A 19021-nucleotide genomic window follows, 5' to 3' on the forward strand; every position below is an offset into this window, starting at 1 on the left:
ACATGAAAGGCGCATCGCTTCGTCATCAGCCCCCACAAGCACCGAGCCGCAAGCCGGTGCCACGGGGTGCCAGCCGCATGGTGGCCAAAGAGCCGATGTCGGCGCGCCTGCCCAAAGCCAACTTTGGTTTCATCAAGGCGCTGTTCTGGCCGGTGTTGCTGGTGGTGCTGGGCTTCGGTACCTACGAGGGCGCGCAGCGCCTGTTGCCGTATGCCGACCGGCCGATCACCAAGATCAGCGTGCAGGGCGACTTGAGCTACATCAGCCAGCAAGCGGTGCAGCAGCGGATCAGCCCGTTCCTGGCGGCGAGCTTCTTCACCATCGACCTGGCCGGCATGCGCGCCGAACTGGAACAGATGCCGTGGATCGCCCACGCCGAAGTCCGCCGCGTATGGCCGGACCAGGTGACGATCCGCCTGGAAGAGCAACTGCCCGTGGCCCGCTGGGGCGACGGTGCGCTGTTGAACAACCAGGGGCAGGCGTTTGCGCCGCGTGAAGTGGCGAACTATGAGCACCTGCCGCAGTTGTTCGGGCCGCAGCGGGCGCAACAGCAAGTGATGCAGCAGTATCAGGCCCTGAGCCAGATGCTGCGGCCACTGGGCTTCTCCATTGCACGCCTGGAATTGCGTGAGCGGGGCAGCTGGTTTCTGACGACCGGGGCAGGCAGTTCCGGCCCGGGCATCGAGTTGTTGCTGGGACGCGACCGCTTGGTGGAAAAGATGCGCCGCTTTATTGCCATCTATGAAAAAACCTTGAAAGAACAGATTACGAACATTGCGAGCGTCGACCTGCGTTACGCCAACGGCCTGGCCGTCGGTTGGCGTGTGCCGGTAGCGCCCACGGCAGCACAACCCGCTGTCGCGAAGAATTAAGAAGAGGCAGGACCCATGGCAAACGTGCAAAGCGGCAAAATGATCGTCGGTCTCGATATCGGCACCTCCAAGGTGGTGGCGCTGGTCGGCGAGGTCGGTGAAGACGGCACGATCGAAATCGTCGGTATTGGCACGCATCCGTCCCGGGGCCTGAAGAAAGGCGTGGTGGTGAACATCGAGTCCACCGTGCAATCGATCCAGCGCGCCATCGAAGAAGCGCAGCTGATGGCCGGTTGCCGGATTCACTCGGCGTTCGTCGGCGTGGCCGGTAACCATATCCGCAGCCTGAACTCCCACGGCATCGTGGCTATCCGCGACCGTGAGGTCAGCTCGGCGGACCTCGAGCGCGTCCTCGACGCTGCCCAGGCCGTGGCGATCCCGGCTGACCAGCGCGTGCTGCACACCCTGCCGCAGGACTACGTGATCGATAACCAGGAAGGCGTTCGTGAGCCTTTGGGCATGTCGGGCGTGCGCCTGGAAGCCAAGGTCCACGTGGTGACCTGCGCCGTCAACGCCGCACAGAACATTGAAAAATGCGTGCGCCGCTGCGGCCTGGAAATCGACGACATCATTCTTGAGCAACTGGCGTCCGCGTATTCGGTACTGACCGACGACGAAAAAGAACTGGGCGTTTGCCTGGTGGACATCGGCGGCGGCACCACCGACATCGCGATCTTCACCGAGGGTGCGATCCGTCACACCGCCGTGATCCCGATTGCCGGCGACCAGGTCACCAACGATATCGCCATGGCCTTGCGTACACCGACCCAGTACGCCGAAGAAATCAAGATCCGCTACGCCTGTGCGCTGGCCAAGCTGGCCGGTGCCGGTGAAACCATCAAGGTGCCGAGCGTCGGCGATCGTCCACCGCGCGAACTGTCGCGCCAGGCCCTGGCCGAAGTGGTCGAGCCGCGCTACGACGAGCTGTTCACCCTGATCCAGGCCGAGCTGCGCCGCAGCGGCTACGAAGATTTGATCCCGGCCGGCATTGTGCTGACCGGTGGCACCTCGAAGATGGAAGGCGCGGTCGAACTGGCCGAAGAGATCTTCCACATGCCGGTGCGCCTGGGCGTGCCCCATGGCGTCAAGGGCCTGGGCGACGTGGTGCGCAACCCGATTTATTCCACCGGTGTGGGCTTGCTGTTGTACGGGCTGCAAAAGCAGACCGACGGCATTTCCCTGTCGGGCCCGAGCATCCGTGACAGCTACCGCAGCGATGACGAAGCCAAAGCGCCGTTGTTTGAGCGGCTGCAGGCTTGGGTCAAAGGCAATTTCTAAAGAGTTACCGCGACACCGCAGCACCCGTAACAAGCAGTAGGCGAAAAAACTAGAGAAAACGAAAGGAGAGGGAACATGTTTGAACTCGTAGACAACATCCCCGCTAGCCCGGTTATCAAAGTAATCGGTGTCGGCGGTGGCGGCGGCAACGCTGTCAACCATATGGTCAAGAGCAACATTGAAGGCGTTGAATTCATCTGCGCCAACACTGATGCCCAGGCGCTGAAAAGCATCGGCGCGCGGACCATCCTGCAATTGGGCACAGCCGTGACCAAGGGCCTCGGCGCTGGCGCCAATCCGGAAGTCGGCCGTCAAGCCGCCCTGGAAGACCGCGAGCGTATTGCCGAAGTGCTGCAGGGCACCAACATGGTGTTCATCACCACCGGCATGGGCGGCGGTACCGGTACCGGTGCAGCGCCGATCATTGCCGAAGTGGCCAAGGAAATGGGGATCCTGACCGTTGCTGTCGTGACCCGTCCATTCCCGTTTGAAGGCCGCAAGCGCATGCAGATCGCCGACGAAGGTATCCGTCTGCTGTCTGAAAGCGTCGACTCGTTGATCACCATTCCCAACGAGAAACTGCTGACCATCCTGGGCAAGGACGCAAGCCTGCTGTCCGCGTTCGCCAAGGCTGACGATGTACTGGCTGGTGCCGTTCGCGGTATCTCCGACATCATCAAGCGCCCGGGCATGATCAACGTCGACTTTGCCGACGTCCGTACCGTCATGAGCGAAATGGGCATGGCGATGATGGGCACTGGCTGCGCCAGCGGTCCGAACCGTGCACGCGAAGCCACTGAAGCGGCCATCCGCAACCCGCTGCTCGAAGACGTGAACCTGCAAGGTGCGCGCGGCATCCTGGTGAACATCACCGCAGGTCCCGACCTGTCCCTGGGTGAGTACTCCGACGTGGGTAGCATCATCGAAGCCTTCGCTTCCGAGCACGCCATGGTCAAGGTCGGTACCGTTATCGATCCGGACATGCGCGACGAACTGCACGTGACCGTGGTCGCGACCGGCCTGGGTGCGAAAATCGAGAAACCTGTGAAGGTCATCGACAACACCCTGCACAACAGCCAGGCCAGCCACGCCAGCCAGTCGGCTGCCGCTCCAGCGCCTTCGCGCCAGGAACTGCCGTCGGTGAACTACCGTGACCTGGACCGTCCGACCGTGATGCGCAACCAGGCTCAGGCCGGTGCTGCGGCGTCCCGTAGCCCGAATCCGCAAGACGATCTGGACTACCTGGATATCCCGGCATTCCTGCGTCGTCAGGCCGATTGATGGAATGTATCAGGGCTATGAAGGTGATTGGTGTTCAGCAAAGGTCTGGTCTGCTATTATCGCCAGCCTTTGTTGATACCAGTTCGCAATTTGCGCTGAAGCGGTCCAAGCCATGATTAAACAACGCACTCTGAAGAATATTATTCGTGCCACAGGTGTAGGTCTGCACTCCGGGGAGAAGGTATACCTGACCCTCAAGCCTGCACCTGTCGACACCGGCATCGTGTTTGTGCGTGCCGACCTGGACCCTGTGGTGCAGATTCCTGCTCGCGCGGAAAACGTTGGCGAAACCACGATGTCGACCACACTGGTCAACGGTGACGTCAAAGTGGATACGGTGGAGCACTTGCTCTCGGCCATGGCTGGCCTGGGCATCGATAACGCCTACGTCGAGCTCTCCGCGTCCGAAGTCCCGATCATGGATGGCAGCGCTGGACCCTTCGTATTCCTGATTCAATCTGCCGGCCTGGAAGAACAGGACGCAGCCAAGAAGTTCATTCGCATTCTGCGGGAAGTGACAGTGGAAGACGGCGACAAGCGCGCCACCTTCGTCCCGTTCGAAGGCTTTAAAGTGAGCTTTGAGATCGATTTCGATCACCCGGTATTCCGTGACCGCACCCAGAGTGCAAGCGTGGATTTTTCCAGCACTTCGTTCGTAAAAGAAGTCAGCCGCGCCCGTACCTTTGGTTTCATGAGTGACATCGAGTACCTGCGCAAGCACAACCTCGCACTCGGCGGCAGCGTTGAAAACGCCATTGTGGTCGACGCGGATGGTGTACTGAACGAAGACGGCCTTCGCTATGAAGACGAATTCGTGAAGCACAAGATCCTCGATGCAATCGGTGACCTCTACCTGCTGGGCAATAGCCTGATAGGCGAGTTCAAAGGCTTCAAGTCAGGCCACGCCCTTAACAACCAGCTGCTGCGCAAGTTGATTGAGCAGACAGACGCTTGGGAAGTTGTGACCTTCGAAGATGCCAGCACCGCACCGATCTCTTACATGCGTCCCGTTGCGGCGGTGTAAGTAACAACTCTCTTTCTTTAGTTTTTAAAGGCTGCCTTCGGGTGGCCTTTTTTTATGCGCTGATAGATCGTTCCTACACGGGCAGGGTTGTCGCATCCATCGTTCGATTGCGCCCACTGTGCTTGGCCTCGTACAACGCCTGGTCGGCCTTGAACAGCAGATCCTCAAGGGTATTACGGCTGTGCTTGTGCCAGGTGCTCATGCCGATGCTCACCGTGATAGGCTGTTCATCCCCGGCCATCCGTGGCAAGTGCTGGACGCTCTGGCGGATACGCTCGGCGATGACCCAGGCGCCCTTGGCGTCGGTATGGGGCAATACCACCGCGAATTCTTCACCGCCATAACGCGCTGCCAGGTCGGCCGGGCGGCGGATATTGCTGTCGATCACCTGCGCCACCGCGCGCAGCGCATCATCGCCGCCCTGATGGCCATGGCGGTCGTTGAAGGCCTTGAAGTGGTCGACGTCAATCATCAGCACCGTCAGCGGTTCGGTCGAGCGTTGTGCGCGGTCCCATTCCAGGCGCAGGCGCTCGTCCAGGGTACGGCGGTTGGCCAGTCCGGTGAGGGCATCGGTACCTGCCAGTTCTGACAGTACCTGCTCGACCCGCTGGCGCCGTCGCAGCTCCATGCACAGCGCCCAGGTCAGCCATAACAGGCCAATGCACAGCACCCCCGTTGCGAGGCTGACCAGCCACGCTGCGCGTCGCCAGGGCGCGAATACTTCGTCGCTGGCCAAGGCCACCGCGACGATCAGCGGCAAATTACCCACACTCGAGAAACTGTAGAGCCGCCCCCGGTGATCGACACTGGATACGCTACGAAAGTTGCCGTCCCGCTCGCGCAGCATGCGTGCCACATTGGGCCGCGAACTCAGGTCCTCATTGATCATGTCCGCTTCCAGCAACGGCTCCTGCGCCAGCAGGATCCCCTGGTGGTTGAGCAGATTGATGGTGCTGCCGGCGCCGATATTCAGACTGCTGAACAGTTGGTGGAAGTATGAAAGCCGCATGGAGGCGACCGCCACCCCTTGAAAGCCGCCGTCTGCTGAAGAAACCCGGCGGCTGAATGCAATGCGCCATGGGTCTTCGCATTCACAGCGGGCCATGAACGGGCGGCTGATATACAGCCCGATGTCGGAGTCGCCTCGGTGGACCTGGAAATAGTCGCGGTCGGCGAAGTTGCTGGCCTTGGGTGTGAGCAGGGAAGAGTCGGCAATCACCTCGCCGCTTGAATCCAGCAGCAGGATGTCGCCCTTATACGGCGCTGCGTCGGAGCGGTCGAACAGCACCAGGTGTCGAATGCTGGGCGACAGGCCCTGCAGGTCGGTGCGCGCGGTCGCGGCGATCAGGCCTTCGAGGGCCATGTCATACAGCTCGACGTTGCGCAGCACATCGGCGTCGATCAACTGAGTGATGGTATTGGCGGTGCGCTTGGCTGTCTGCAAGGTGTTGGCATGTTCACGAATCAACAGGGCGGTGACGATGCCGACGATCAGCAATACCGTGAGGGTGCTGCTCAGGATGAGCAGGCGCTCCGGGCGGCGGGTAGGGCGGGCAGGGCTTGGGCTCATCGGGCGTACTTCTGCGTTGAGATGCCCTTAGCGTAGTAGCAACTCCGGAATATGCTGCAGGACCCAATGTGGGAGGGGGCTTGCCCCCGATAGCGGTGGGCCAGTCACCCTATAATTTGCTGACACTCTGCTATCGGGGGCAAGCCCCCTCCCACATTTGATCGGCCTGTGTCAGAACACGTTGATCGGGTAGTCCACGATCACCCGGTACTCATCCACATCCCGATCCACCGCCGAATATCCGTCGCCACCCCGGTTCGTCGCCCATTGCAGGCGCACCGCCAGGTCCTTGGCCTTGCCGCCTTGCACCACGTACTTCACGTCGATGTCCCGCTCCCAGTGCCTGGCATTCTTGCCATCGGCGCTGTACCAGCTGGCGTAGCCGCGGCTGTTGGGGTCGACGCGGGTGAGGTCGGTCTTGCCGCTGATATAGGACACGGCGGACGTCAGGCCCGGCAGGCCCAGACCGGCGAAATCATAGGCGTACTTGAACTTCCACGAACGCTCGTTGGGGCCGTTGAAGTCCGAGTATTGCTGGGAGTTGTCCAGGTACACGCTGTCGCCCTGGGTGATGTAGTCGAACGGCGTGTTGCCGTTGACCCGCTGATACGCGGCGGTGACGCTGTGGTTGCCCACGCCCAGAGTGACATGCAGGCTATAGGTGTTGTTGTCGATGTCGCCCAGCAGGGCCTGGCCGGTATCCTGGGTGTGGTAGTAGTGCAGGCCTGGGGTCAGGCTGACCAGGTCGTTCAGTGCGTAGGTGTATTCGAGGTCGTAGTAGTACTGGTGCCACACGTCCTTGAGCTCGGCGGCGTACAGGTTGCTGGTCAGTCCGGGTAGGCCGCTGAACGAGACACCGGCCCAGTTCAGGTGCTGGCTGTCTGCGTTGGCCGGCAACGCGCCGTAGCTGGTGCCGATGCGCCGGTGGCCGCTCTGGTTGTAGAGCTTGGTAAAGCTGGCCTGGCCGCCCTCGAACATCCAGCCGTCGAGGCTGTGGTTGCTCAGGCTTACGCCGCGAAAGGTCTGGGGCAGCATGCGGGTCATGCCGCCGGCGATCACCGGGTTGTTGAGGAACAGGTCGCCGGCCTTCAACTCCGTATCGAACGCACGCATTTTCAAGGTGCCGCCGGCGGTGGAGAACGAGCCGGGTGCCTTGCCGTTACCGCTGCCGTAGGGAAGGATGCTGGAGCCGTCCGTGCCGCCACCGCCGTCGAGCTTAAGGCCGAGCATGGCGTTGAGGTCCAGGCCAAAACCGACGGTGCCCTGGGTGTAGCCGGACTCGAAGGTGCCGATAAAGCCCTGGCCCCACTCCTTGCTGTCATCGGTGTGAAGGTCGCGGCGGTCGCGGTTCATGTAGTAGTTGCGGGTGTTGAGCGTGAGGTGCGAACCCTCGACGAAACCTTCGGCGGGGGCAGGGTCTGCCGCGTGGGCAAGGGAGGTGATCGTTGCTGCGATTGCGAGGAATAACGGGGTGAACGTCAGCGAGTTCTTCACCGGTGGAGCTCCTTTGATCAAGCATGAACGGCCAGTGTCGTGGGGGTGTGCCCGGCCTTTTTTCACGGCAAAAAAAAGCCGCTGAAGTCAGCGGCTTTAAGACAGATTCCCAGTGTAGAGCCCTGGAAATAAGTCGAGGGAAATTCGGGTGAGGGTCAGCTGCCTTTGCCGTCGCGCTCATCGATGCGTCAAAGTAACGCAGGTGAGCGCTGCGATATAGAGTGTAACAAGATAATGACTGTTGCCCAAATCGCAACAGTTGCCAGGAGATATGCACATAATCTAACTGTGGGAGGGGGCTTGCCCCCGATGGCAGTGGATCAGCCGACTCATCTGTAGCTGGCACACCGCAATCGGGGGCAAGCCCCCTCCCACAGTTGACTGAGGTGTTCTCAAGATTTAGACGGGCAGGGTAATGCCGAAGGTATTGCCGCCGCCCTCGCTGCGCACAAACACATCCCCACCATGCATCAGCGCAATCGCCTTGACGATGGCCAGCCCCAGCCCGTGATTCGCGCCGCTGTTACTGCGTGACGCGTCCACTCGATAAAAACGTTCGAACAGGCGCGGCAGGTGTTCGTCGGCAATCGCCTCGCCGGGATTGGTTACGCCGATCATCACCTGTTGCCCCTGCACCTTAATGTGCACATCGATGACCTGGCCGGGCGCGGTGTGTTGCACGGCGTTGCTCAGCAGATTGATCAGTGCACGCCGCAGGTGGGCCTTTTCGATCTGCACCCGTGCATCGCCGTGTACGCGCACTTCGACCCGGGCGTCTTCCAGAATGAAGTCCAGATAATCGAGGGTGGTGGCGACTTCATCGGCCAAGGCGCTTTCGATCAGCTTGGTGGCCTTGCTGCCCTGGTCGGCGCTGGCGAGAAACAGCATGTCGTTGATGATCGAGCGCAGCCGTTCCAGTTCTTCCAGGTTCGATTGCAGCACCTCGAAATAATGCTCGGCCGAACGACCGCGGGTCAGTGCCACCTGGGTCTGGCCGATCAGGTTGGTCAGCGGCGAGCGCAGTTCATGGGCCACGTCGGCGTTGAAGGATTCCAGGCGAGAATAAGCCTGCTCGACACGATCAAGGGTGGCATTGAACGAGTTGACGAACTGGCTCAGTTCCGGCGGCAGCGGTGACAGTTGCAGGCGCCCGGAGAGCTTGGGCGGCGCGAGTTTTTGCGCTTCGGCCGAGAGCTTTTCCAGGGGCTTGAGACCGATGCGCGACACCCAGAAACCCAGCAACGAGGCCATGACCACGCCGACCAGCGCCAGGCTCACCAGCGCCACCAGCAGATGGTGCTGGGTGGCGCGGAAGTTCTCGGTGTCGATGGCGATCATGAAACGCAGCGGCGGGCGTTGCTCCTTGGCGGCAAACTGGCTGACCAGCACCTTGAACGGGTAATCGTGGCCGGGCAGGCGCAGGTCGCGTTTACTGGTCGGGCCTTGGGCAAACGCACGAATCTGCGCATCGGGCTCGCCGTATTCGTAATTCGGGTCGCTGCTGACCACCCAGAAGCGAATGCGCTTGTCTTCTTCGCCCAGCAACTTGAGCTTGGCCTTTATCTTGACCCAATGCTCCGGCGTACCGAAGCGGTTCACCGAGGATTCGAGCACGCTGTAGCGCGCGTCCAGCTCCGCCCCCGGCAACAACCCCAGGCCGCGATCCACTTGCTGGTAGAGCGCGCCGCCGATCAGCACGAAGATCAGCAGCGCCACCAGGGTGAACATGCCGCTCAGGCGCAGAGCGATGGAATTAGCCGGCACTGCGATTCTCCAGCACGTAGCCCATGCCGCGAATGGTGTGCAGCAGCTTGTGCTCGAAAGGTCCGTCGAGTTTGGCACGCAGGCGCTTGATCGCCACTTCGACCACGTTGGCGTCGCTGTCGAAATTGATGTCCCAGACCATCTCGGCGATGGCCGTCTTGGACAGGATTTCGCCCTGGCGCCGCGCCAGTACGCTGAGCAACGAAAACTCCTTGGCGGTCAGGTCCAGGCGCACGCCGTTGCGGCTGGCCTTGCGGCTGATCAGGTCGATCCACAGGTCGGCCACCGTCACCTGCACCGGTTCATGGCCGCCGCTGCGCCGGGTCAATGCTTGCAGGCGCGCCACCAGTTCCAGGAAGGAAAACGGCTTGCCCAGGTAGTCGTCGGCGCCTTCGCGCAGGCCACGGATACGGTCTTCCACGCGCTCGCGGGCGGTGAGCATGATCACCGGGGTCTGTTTGCGCGCGCGCAAGGCGCGCAACACGCCAAAACCGTCGAGTGCCGGCAGCATCACGTCGAGCACGATCACCGCGTAATCGTTCTCCAACGCCAGGTGCAAGCCCTCGACGCCTTCGCGCGCCACGTCGACGGTGTAGCCTTGCTCCGTCAGGCCGCGGTGCAGATAGTCTGCGGTTTTTTCTTCATCTTCGATAATCAGGACGCGCATCAGCCTTTTGTTCCAGGGCGGGGCCTTGGCCTCAGTGTGTGGTCGCCAGCGCGAGCGCCGGTTTGGGCCTGTGGAAAAAACGTTCAAGGTACAAGTATATGACCGGCGTGGTGAACAGCGTCAGCGCCTGGCTCACCAGCAAGCCACCGACCACCGCGATGCCCAGCGGTTGGCGCAGCTCCGCGCCGGGGCCGGAACCGAGCATCAACGGCACCGCGCCAAGCAAGGCGGCGAGGGTGGTCATGATAATGGGCCGGAACCGCGTGACACAGGCTTCATAGATCGCATCCTCAGGTGGCAGGCCGCGCACGCGCTGGGCCTCCAGGGCGAAGTCGATCATCAGGATGCCGTTTTTCTTGACGATGCCGATCAGCAGCACCAGGCCGATCAAGGCCATGATCGAAAAATCCTGGCCCAGCAGCCACAGCATGATCAACGCGCCCAGGCCCGCCGAGGGCAGGGTGGAAATGATCGTCAGCGGGTGCACGAAACTTTCGTACAGCACGCCCAGGATAATGTAGACCGCCACCAGTGCCGCGAGGATCAACCACGGCTGGCTGGCCAGTGAACTCTGGAACGCCTGGGCCGCGCCCTGGAAATTACCGATGATCGCAGCGGGCATGCCAATGTCGTTCTTGGCCTGGTTGAGCATGATCACTGCATCGCCCAGGGCCACGCCGGGCGCCAGGTTGAACGACAGGTTGGCGGCAGGGAACATGCCGTCATGGCTGATGGACAGCGGTCCCACCGTAGGCGGGTCGACCCTGGCCAGCGCCGACAGCGGCACCATTTCGTTGGTCAGCGGCGAGCGCAGGTAAAAGTAGTTCAGGCTCTCGGCCTTGCCGCGCTGCTGGCGGTCCAGCTCCAGCACCACCTGGTACTGGTTGATTTCGGTCTGGTACTCGTTGATCTGGCGCTGGCCGAAGGCGTCATACAGCGCCTGGTCGACATCGGTGGCGGTGAGTCCGAAACGCGCGGCGGCCTGGCGGTCGATAGTGATGTGGGTGATGCTGCCGCCCAGTTGCAGGTCGTTGGACAGGTCACGAAACGCCGGGTTGGTACGCAGTTTTTCGGTGAGGCGCTGGGTCCAGGTGTTCAGTGTCGGGCCGTCATTGCTCTTGAGCACGTATTGGTACTGGGCGCGGCTGGGACCGGAGCTCAGGTTGATGTCCTGGCCGGCGCGCAGGTACAGGACGATGCCCGGCACCTTCGCCAACTGCGGGCGGATGCGGTCGATGAACTGGCTGGCGGACACGTCACGCTCGGCGCGGTCTTTCAAGGCAATCCAGAAGCGGCCGTTGGCGATGGTCTGGTTGCTGCCGGTGACCCCCACCGAGTGGGAGAACGCCTGCACCGCCGGGTCGGCCTTGACGATGTCAGCCAGGGCCTTGTGCTTGGCGACCATGTCCGGGTACGACACATCGGCCGCGGCCTCGCTGGTGCCGAGCACAAAACCGGTGTCCTGCACCGGGAAGAATCCCTTGGGGATAAACACGTAGCCGACCACGGCCAGGGCCAGGGTCACTATAAAGATCAGCGCCATGCTGCGTTGGTGGGCCAGGGCGCGGCGCAGGTTGCGCGCATAACCGGCCAGCAGGCGCTCGCTGAACGTGGGTGTGGCATGGGCATGATGGGTCGGCGCCCGCATGAACAGTGCTGCGAGGGTGGGCGCCAGGGTCAGCGAGACCACCACCGAAATCAGGATGGTCGAGGTGGCCGTCAGCGCAAACTCCTTGAACAGCCGACCGACCACGCCGCCCATGAACAGCAGCGGAATGAAGGCCGCCACCAGCGAGAAGCTGATGGACACCACGGTAAAGCCGATTTCGCCCGAGCCTTTGATCGCGGCCTCGCGCTTGCCCAGCCCGGCCTCCAGATGCCGATGGATGTTCTCCACCACCACAATCGCATCGTCCACCACAAAGCCCACGGCAATCACGATGGCGACCAGCGTCAGGTTGTTCAAGCTGAAGCCCATCACGTACATCAGCGCGAAACTGGCCACCAGCGAAACACCGAGCACCGCCGACACGATCAACGTCGCCGACAGTTGGCGCAGGAACAAGGCCATCACCGCCACCACCAGCAGGATGGCGATCAGCAGGGTCATTTCCACTTCATGCAGGGAGGCGCGGATGGTCTTGGTGCGGTCGGTCAATACGCTGACCTGCACCGAGGCCGGCAGCATCGCTTCCAGGCGTGGCAGTGCCTGCTGGATGCGGTCGACCGTGTCGACGATATTCGCGCCCGGCTGGCGCGAAATCACCAGGTTGACCCCCGGCGTATCGCCGGACCAGGCCTGCACGTAGGCGTTTTCCGAACCGTTGATGACCCTGGCGATATCACGCAACTGCACCGGTGCGCCATTCTTGTAGGACACAATCAACTGGCCGTATTCGTCAGGGTGAAACAGTTGATCGTTGGTCGACAGGGTCGACACGCTGTTGGCGCCGTAGATCGCGCCTTTGGCCAGGTTCAGGCTGGACTGCTGGATGGCCAGGCGGATGTCCGCGAGCGTCAGGCCGACCGCCGCGAGTTTGTCGGGGGAGGCCTGCACGCGAATCGCCGGGCGTTGCTGGCCGGTGATATTGATCTGGCCGACACCGTCGATCTGACTGATCTGGCGCGCCAGCAGGGTTTCAACGTAGTCGCTCAGTTCGGTGCTGGGCAGGCTGGCGGAGCTGACGCTGAGGATCAGCACCGGGCTGTCGGCCGGGTTGACCTTCTTCCAGGTGGGCAGGCTCGGCATATCGCCGGGCAGCTTGCCGGAGGCGGTGTTGATCGCGGCCTGCACTTCCTGGGCGGCGGTGTCGATGCTTTTGTCCAGGGTGAATTGCAGGGTCAACAGGCTTGAGCCCAGGGCGCTGCTGGAGGTCATCTGGGTCATGCCGGGGATGGCGCTGAATTGCACCTCAAGCGGCGTCGCCACCGAGGAGGCCATGGTGTCCGGGCTGGCACCGGGTAACTGGGCGGTAACCTGGATCGTCGGAAATTCCGCTTCCGGCAGTGGCGCGACGGCCAGGCGCGGGAAGGCAATGATGCCCAGCAGCACCAAGGCGAATGTCAGCAGCAGGGTGGCGACCGGGTGATCGACGCACCAGGCCGAGGGCGAGCGGCTACCGCTCATGGCTGCACCCTGGCATCGGCGGTCTGGATAACTTGCGGCGGCTCCTTGAGCACTTCCACCCGGGCGCCGGCCTTGAGCCGCGACTGGCCGTCGCTGACCAGCACATCCCCGGCCTGCACGCCCTTGATGATATTCACCTCGCTGTTCTGGTAGCTGACCTGCACCGGCACCACTTCGACGTGGTCACCGTTGAGCCGGTAGACGAAATGCGAATCCAGGCCACGCTGCACCACGGTCGGCGGCACCACCAGGGCGTCCCTGTCGACGGCGGTCTGGATCTTGACGGTCACCAGTTGCCCCGGCCACAGCTTCTGCGCGCTGTTCGGGAACTCGGCCTTGGCGCGTAGGGTGCCGGTGCTGGAACTGATCTGGTTGTCGATCACGCTCAAGTGCCCTTCGCCAAGCAAGTCGCCGGTCTGGCCGTCGGTGTCGGCGCCCAGGTAGGCATTCACGCTGGCTTTCTCGGGCGCGGCGATCAGGCCTTGCAGGCTCGGCAACATCTGCTGCGGCAGGGAAAACTCGACCGCAATCGGGTCGATCTGGGTGACCGAGAACAACCCCTGGGTGTCGCTCATGCGCAGGAAGTTACCTTCATCCACCGTGCGAATGCCTACGCGGCCACTGACAGGAGAACGAATCTGGGTGAAGGAAAGTTGTACTTGAGCCGCATCGATCGCCGCCTGGTTGCCCTGCGTGGTGGCCTTGAGCTGGTTCACCAGTGCTTGTTGCTGGTCATATGTCTGCTTCGACACGCCGTCGTCGATACTCAATGTCTTGTAGCGCTTGAGGTTGACCAGCGCCACTTGCAGCTGCGCCTGGCTTTCCCCCAATTGTGCCCTGGCCTGGTCGAGGCTGGCGCGGATCGAACGGTCATCGATGGTTGCCAGCAAGTCGCCGGCCTTCACCCGCTGGCCTTCCTTGACCAGCAACCGAGTGAGGATGCCGTCGATCTGCGGGCGGATCACCACGCTGTGCAGCGACAACACCGAGCCGATGCCGCTGACGAACCGGGGTACATCCTGTTGCGCCACGCTCACCACGCGTACTGGAATCGCACTGGGGGCCGCCAGCCTGGCCTTGGTGGGTCGCGTCAGCGTCCAGGCTGTCACTGCCAGAACCAGAAGGGCGCCCACCAGCAGGGCCATGTTTCGTTTCATGTGCATAGGATGAACGCCGCGGGCGCAGTTGCAAGTTTCAAGCAAGCTGCAAGTTTGTGTGAGTGCCTTATAACTCGCTAAGCCGGTCAGCAAGGTGACTGCAAACTGACAGCAGCGACAGCTGAGCTTTTTAACTTGCGGCTTGAAGCTTACCGCTGAAAGCTCCGGCCCCGTATACTCTCGCCTTTACACACATTGCTGCGCCGGAGCCCTTATGACTTCCCCGATCCAACCCCCCGTTGAAGCGGTCGACGCCGACGGCGTTGAAAAAGCCGAAATCCCGGCGTTCAAGTTTCCTTTCAAACCGGGAGAACTGGCCGGGGCCAAGCAGGCCGGCCAGCCTTGGTACAAAGGTGGCGCCAGGAACGGCCATACCAAGACACCCGGCATGGCGCCGCCGGGTACACGCCGTTCAATGGGTAAACGTTGAGAGTAATGCCTGTAAGTGCGTATAGGCATTTGCCTACAACTCGCGTCGATATTTCTGCTTGTAGGTCCGCGACCGTTTCTTGAAAGCTTGCCCGGCATCGCCGTGCCCTGATCAGCTGTATCGGGACCTGGCGCTGCCGCTCTCTCTGGAAAAGGACGTTTCCCGTGGCCCTGATACGCCTCTGTGTGGTGCTTGCCCTCTTGCTGTCGGTGGAGGCCGTGGCTGCCGCCGAGCCGCCGCGACGCGAAATCCGCTTCGCCGTCGCTGCGCATTTCCCTCCCTTTCAAAGCCGTAACCCGCAAGGGCAATTGGTGGGGCTCAATATCGAACTGGGTAACGCCCTGTGCGTGCAGCTCAATGTGCATTGCACCTGGGTCGACCAGGTCGTCATGGAAAACTTCGCCGCCCTCGACGCCAGGCAATTTGACGCGATCATGGGGATGGCGCCGACCTTGAGCCGACGGCAATGGGTCAATTTCAGCGATGACCTTTACCCGATCACCACCCGCCTGGTGGCACGCAAGGACTCAGGTTTGAGCCCGGACAGGCAGTCACTCAAGGGCAAGCGCGTCGGGGTGCTGTTAAGAAGCAACCGGGAAGCCTTTGCCCTGGCACGCTGGGCGCCTTCGGGCGTGCACATCAAGAGTTTCTGGCTCAATGACCAACTGGTGGGCAGCCTCCTCGCGGGCGAGATCGATGCCACCTTGCAAGGCGCTGTGGAAATCCGCGAAGCCTTGCTCGACAAGCCCGAAGGCATGGATTTCGCGTTCATGGGCCCCCCGGTGTCGTCCGAGCTGTTGGGCGCCAGTGTCGCAATTGCCTTGCGCAAGACCGATACCGCCTTGCGTACCGAACTCAATCATGCCCTGGAGCAACTCAAGCAAAACGGCGAATACCAGCGCATCCTCCAGCCCTACCGCCTCGACACAACGCCTATTGACCCATCAACGCTCAGGCCGCCTGCAACGGGATAAACGCGTAATTGGCCGGCACCTCGGTAGCAATCTGCGCCCCGGCGTCCAGCAGTCGTTCGGCAATGTCCATGGCGGACACATGAAACACCCACTGATTGGCCGGCGCCGGCTGGGCGGTAGCCGCGTCGATGGCCTGGGCAAATGCCTGCATATCCGGGAGGTACGCGGTGAATCCGTCGCCCTTGAGCGCCGTGGTACGAATCCCCAGCAAGGCGCACACGGACTCCTTGGTCTGCACATCATCACGGTCGGCCTGGCGCGAACGGCGGATCAGTTCAGCCAGTTCAGCGTCCATCAGCTCACCGCCGACGATCAACGCCGGCCCCTGTTCCCAGGACTCCGGCGGGCAATCCTTGGCGCTCGGGTTCAACGGGATATGCGGATTGATCTCCATCGGATAGATCCGGCACACCAACGGGCGTCGTTCGTAGATGCCGCAGCGGTTGTCTTCGTCAAGATTCCGGCAGCGTCCGGCGTTGTATGCAGCAAAGGTGATAGCCACAAATGCTTCGGTATTGCCGCTGGGCACCACCACTGAACGGCGTTCGGCATGTTCACGTTGCTGCGGGGGCAACCCCAGGCCGCTGGCCAGAAAACCTTCGACCAGCACGATCACGTTGCCGCCGTCCGCCGCCCAGTGACGGGCCTCTTCAAGGGTCAGGGGCACATGGTGATCGGAGCAGCATTTGCCACAACCTACGCAGGAAAAATGAGTGTTCATGGCGGATCTGTCACCGAGCAAGGTCAGAGGGCAAGCGTGAGCAGTGACGGGTTTTGGCCTCTGTCCACCGCTTGGGCTCTCTGGAAGCAAATAATGCGCCAGTGGGCGTCAGTCGTCGGCAACCATGTCGCGCAGCACGAAGCGCATGCCTGCGCTTTCATACAATTTTCGCGCGCGCAGATTACGCTCCAGCACCTTGAGATCCACATAAGGTTCGCCGCGCTGCTTGAACACGTAGAAGGCATGCAGCAACAACGCCCGGCCCAGCCCCTGGCCCTGGGCGCAGGGGTGTACCGAGAGGTTCTTGATAAAGGCGCTGGTCCAGCAGACGGCCACGCCGAGCATGCCATCAGCATTGCTGGCCACCAGGCACAGCCTGGGGTCGAACTCGGCATCGACAACAAATTGCCGGCGCCACTGCTCGAGGCTCACTACCCGACCACCGCCCTGATCCTGGGTCATGCACAACACCGCGTGAATCGCCGGGGCCGATTCATCACGGTAGTGATCCAGTTGCGTACCGGCCGGCCACTGCGGGGCAGGCAGGCTGCCGGTGAGATCGCGACGCAGCAGCTGGAAATATTCAGCCAAGGCTTACAAACCCTTTTGCGCCACGGTTTGCGCAGCGACGACCAGGCACTTGGTCAGTTCGGGGGAGGAAAACTTGGTCAGCACCGCATCCGCGCCGGCCAGGCGCGCTTTCTCACTGTTCATCGCACTGTCCAGGGAGGTGTGCAGCAATATATAGAGCTGCTGGAAGTCCGGGGTTTCACGCAAGGTGCGGGTGAGCGCATAGCCGTCCATTTCGGACATTTCGATGTCCGACACCACCACATTGATCTGCTCGCCGGTGCCTTGCAGCTCCAGCAGCACATCGATGGCTTCCTTGGCGCTGCGCGCGGTGTGGCAGGTCAGGCCGAGGTTGCGCAAGGTATGCACCGATTGCTGCAGCGCCACTTGGCTGTCGTCGACCACCAGAATGCGCGCGTTACCGAGGACTTCGGCTTCTTCCATGGTCAGGTCGGTCGGCGCGGCTTCGATCGGCGCCGGGGCGATGCCATGGATGACTTTTTCGATATCCAGCACTTGCACCAGGCCACCTTCCACCTGCGTCACACCGGTAATGAACGCGCGATTGCCGCCGGAGCCATAGGGCGGAGGACGGATATCGGTGGTCAGGCAATGCACGATCTTGCTCACCGCCTGCACATGCAAGCCCTGCTTGGAACGGCTGACATCGGTGACGATCAGGCAGCCGCCGTTCGGGTCCTGCAACGGCATCTCGCCGAGGGCGCGGCTCAGGTCGATCACGGCCAATGAGTTACCGCGCAATGTGGCAATGCCTTTGACGTGGGGGTGCGACTCCGGCAGTTTGGTCAGCGGGGGGCAGGGGATGATTTCGCTGACTTTCAGCAGGTTGATCGCCATCAGCTTGCCGCTGCGCAAGGTAAAGAGCAGAAGCGACAATGAGTCTGCGCGGGCTTTGGTGGTGGACATAAAAACCTTCTGGGGATCAGGGATGACGATCTATACACCGTTATCGGCCCTGACCCCGAAAACTGTAGGAGCGAGCTTGCTCGCGAAGAACGTCAACGATAACGCAGCGAATCTGGTTTAACGCGGCGTTCTCAGGTTTTTCGCGAGCAAGCTCGCTCCTACAGTGGGGGGTGTCAGCCTTTCCACACCTGCGGGTTCACCAGGTCCTGCGGGCGCTGTCCGAGCAAGGCGCTGCGCAGGTTGTCCAGCGCGCGGTTGGCCATGGCTTCGCGGGTTTCACCGGTCGCCGAGCCGATGTGCGGCAGGGTCACCGCATTGCTCAGTTGGAACAAGGGCGACTCGGTCAGCGGTTCCTTTTCATACACATCCAGCCCGGCGCCACGAATGCGCTGGGTTTGCAGGGCTTCGATCAGCGCCGGCTCGTCCACCACCGGGCCACGGGAAATATTGATCAGGATGGCACTGGGCTTCATCAGTGCCAGCTCCCGGTGGCTGATCAGGTGACGGGTCTTGTCGCTCAGGGGCACCACCAGACAGACGAAATCCGCCTCGGCCAGCAACTGGTCGAGGCTGCGAAACTGTGCGCCCAATTCCTGTTCGACCGCGCTCTTGCGGCTGTTGCCGCTGTACAGGATCGGCATATTGAAGCCCAGGCGCCCACGGCGGGCCACGGCCGCGCCGATATTGCCCATGCCGACGATGCCCAGGGTCTTGCCGTGCACATCGCAGCCGAACAACGGAGCGCCGACGCTGGCTTTCCACTGGCCGGCCTTGGTCCAGGCGTCGAGTTCGGCGACGCGGCGCGCGCTGCTCATCAACAACGCGAAGGCCAGATCGGCGGTGCTTTCGGTGAGTACGTCAGGGGTATTAGTGAGCATGATCCCGCGCTCATTGAAGTACGCGACATCGTAGTTGTCGTAGCCCACCGACACACTGGACACTACTTCCAGGTGGCGCGCACCTTCAAGCTGTTCGCGGCCCAGCTTGCGGCCGACACCGATCAACCCGTGGGCATGGGGCAGGGCTTCGTTGAATTGCGCGTTGATGTCGCCCAGCTTGGGATTGGGCGCGATCACCTCGAAATCCTCTTGCAGGCGCTCGATCATTGGCGGCGTGACACGGCTGAAGGCGAGGACAGTCTTTTTCATGGCAGGCGGGCTCATCG

At 61.9% G+C, this 19021-nt stretch carries 16 protein-coding genes; 6 read left to right on the forward strand and 10 right to left on the reverse strand.

Translation table 11 applies throughout. From position 1 onward, the window contains the following. Nucleotides 1–2 precede the first annotated feature (2 nt). The 4 genes from MRY17_RS04565 to lpxC all read left to right on the forward strand — a co-directional run bounded on the left by MRY17_RS04565 (nucleotide 3) and on the right by lpxC (nucleotide 4455). On the forward strand, nucleotides 3–872 hold the full coding sequence (locus MRY17_RS04565; RefSeq protein ID WP_057724625.1) for a cell division protein FtsQ/DivIB: 870 nt from the start codon (nucleotides 3–5) through the stop codon (nucleotides 870–872). A 15-nt stretch (nucleotides 873–887) separates the two neighbouring features. Next, entirely contained in the window at nucleotides 888–2150 is a 1263-nt protein-coding gene (gene ftsA, locus MRY17_RS04570; RefSeq protein WP_137199717.1) for a cell division protein FtsA, read from the forward strand. A 75-nt stretch (nucleotides 2151–2225) separates the two neighbouring features. Then, nucleotides 2226–3431: a cell division protein FtsZ gene (gene ftsZ, locus MRY17_RS04575; protein WP_012722300.1), complete on the forward strand. Its 1206-nt coding sequence runs from the start codon at nucleotides 2226–2228 to the stop codon at nucleotides 3429–3431. Nucleotides 3432–3543: 112 nt separating this feature from the next. Continuing rightward, nucleotides 3544–4455: a UDP-3-O-acyl-N-acetylglucosamine deacetylase gene (gene lpxC, locus MRY17_RS04580; RefSeq protein WP_003171886.1), complete on the forward strand. Its 912-nt coding sequence runs from the start codon at nucleotides 3544–3546 to the stop codon at nucleotides 4453–4455. Between the two features lie 73 nt (nucleotides 4456–4528). Here lpxC and MRY17_RS04585 read toward each other — a convergent pair whose 3' ends face one another. The 6 genes from MRY17_RS04585 to MRY17_RS04610 form a co-directional block, all read right to left on the reverse strand. Then, nucleotides 4529–6025, reverse strand: coding sequence for a sensor domain-containing diguanylate cyclase (locus MRY17_RS04585; RefSeq protein WP_191951638.1), 1497 nt, complete (start codon nucleotides 6023–6025; stop codon nucleotides 4529–4531). 171 nt (nucleotides 6026–6196) lie between these two features. Beyond that, the gene (locus MRY17_RS04590; RefSeq protein WP_243353352.1) at nucleotides 6197–7519 is read right to left on the reverse strand and encodes an OprD family porin; all 1323 of its coding nucleotides are present in this window, start codon (nucleotides 7517–7519) and stop codon (nucleotides 6197–6199) included. A 399-nt stretch (nucleotides 7520–7918) separates the two neighbouring features. After that, complete coding sequence (locus MRY17_RS04595) at nucleotides 7919–9283, reverse strand: heavy metal sensor histidine kinase (RefSeq protein ID WP_243353353.1); 1365 nt, start codon at nucleotides 9281–9283, stop codon at nucleotides 7919–7921. After that, nucleotides 9273–9950, reverse strand: a complete 678-nt coding sequence (locus tag MRY17_RS04600; protein ID WP_065885833.1) for a heavy metal response regulator transcription factor — start codon at nucleotides 9948–9950, stop codon at nucleotides 9273–9275. Before MRY17_RS04600 ends, MRY17_RS04595 begins: the two co-directional genes overlap by 11 nt. 31 nt (nucleotides 9951–9981) lie before the next feature. Continuing rightward, nucleotides 9982–13077, reverse strand: a complete 3096-nt coding sequence (locus MRY17_RS04605; protein ID WP_243353354.1) for a multidrug efflux RND transporter permease subunit — start codon at nucleotides 13075–13077, stop codon at nucleotides 9982–9984. Next, nucleotides 13074–14240 (reverse strand): efflux RND transporter periplasmic adaptor subunit, encoded by a 1167-nt coding sequence (locus MRY17_RS04610; protein ID WP_243353355.1) that lies wholly within the window; start codon nucleotides 14238–14240, stop codon nucleotides 13074–13076. Before MRY17_RS04610 ends, MRY17_RS04605 begins: the two co-directional genes overlap by 4 nt. 208 nt (nucleotides 14241–14448) lie before the next feature. On the opposite strand from MRY17_RS04610, the gene MRY17_RS04615 reads away from it, so the two are divergent. After that, nucleotides 14449–14664 carry a hypothetical protein gene (locus MRY17_RS04615; protein WP_065892608.1) on the forward strand — a complete coding sequence of 72 codons (216 nt, stop codon included), beginning with the start codon at nucleotides 14449–14451 and terminating at the stop codon, nucleotides 14662–14664. A 164-nt stretch (nucleotides 14665–14828) separates the two neighbouring features. After that, entirely contained in the window at nucleotides 14829–15638 is an 810-nt protein-coding gene (locus tag MRY17_RS04620; RefSeq protein WP_243353356.1) for a transporter substrate-binding domain-containing protein, read from the forward strand. Here the strand turns inward: MRY17_RS04620 and MRY17_RS04625 are convergent. The 4 genes from MRY17_RS04625 to MRY17_RS04640 all read right to left on the reverse strand — a co-directional run bounded on the left by MRY17_RS04625 (nucleotide 15616) and on the right by MRY17_RS04640 (nucleotide 19004). Continuing rightward, a complete protein-coding gene (locus MRY17_RS04625) occupies nucleotides 15616–16359 on the reverse strand; it encodes a YkgJ family cysteine cluster protein (RefSeq protein ID WP_181282627.1) in 744 nt (247 codons plus the stop codon). The two genes, MRY17_RS04620 and MRY17_RS04625, sit on opposite strands and share 23 nt — an antisense overlap. Nucleotides 16360–16467: 108 nt before the next feature. Continuing rightward, nucleotides 16468–16950: a GNAT family N-acetyltransferase gene (locus MRY17_RS04630; RefSeq protein WP_243353357.1), complete on the reverse strand. Its 483-nt coding sequence runs from the start codon at nucleotides 16948–16950 to the stop codon at nucleotides 16468–16470. A 3-nt stretch (nucleotides 16951–16953) separates the two neighbouring features. Further along, a complete protein-coding gene (locus MRY17_RS04635) occupies nucleotides 16954–17856 on the reverse strand; it encodes a chemotaxis protein CheV (protein WP_124431546.1) in 903 nt (300 codons plus the stop codon). A 173-nt stretch (nucleotides 17857–18029) separates the two neighbouring features. Next, a complete protein-coding gene (locus MRY17_RS04640; RefSeq protein WP_243353358.1) occupies nucleotides 18030–19004 on the reverse strand; it encodes a 2-hydroxyacid dehydrogenase in 975 nt (324 codons plus the stop codon). Nucleotides 19005–19021: the final 17 nt, after the last annotated feature.

Origin of the sequence: Pseudomonas orientalis (assembly GCF_022807995.1) — a bacterium.
Taxonomy (GTDB): domain Bacteria; phylum Pseudomonadota; class Gammaproteobacteria; order Pseudomonadales; family Pseudomonadaceae; genus Aquipseudomonas; species Aquipseudomonas orientalis_B.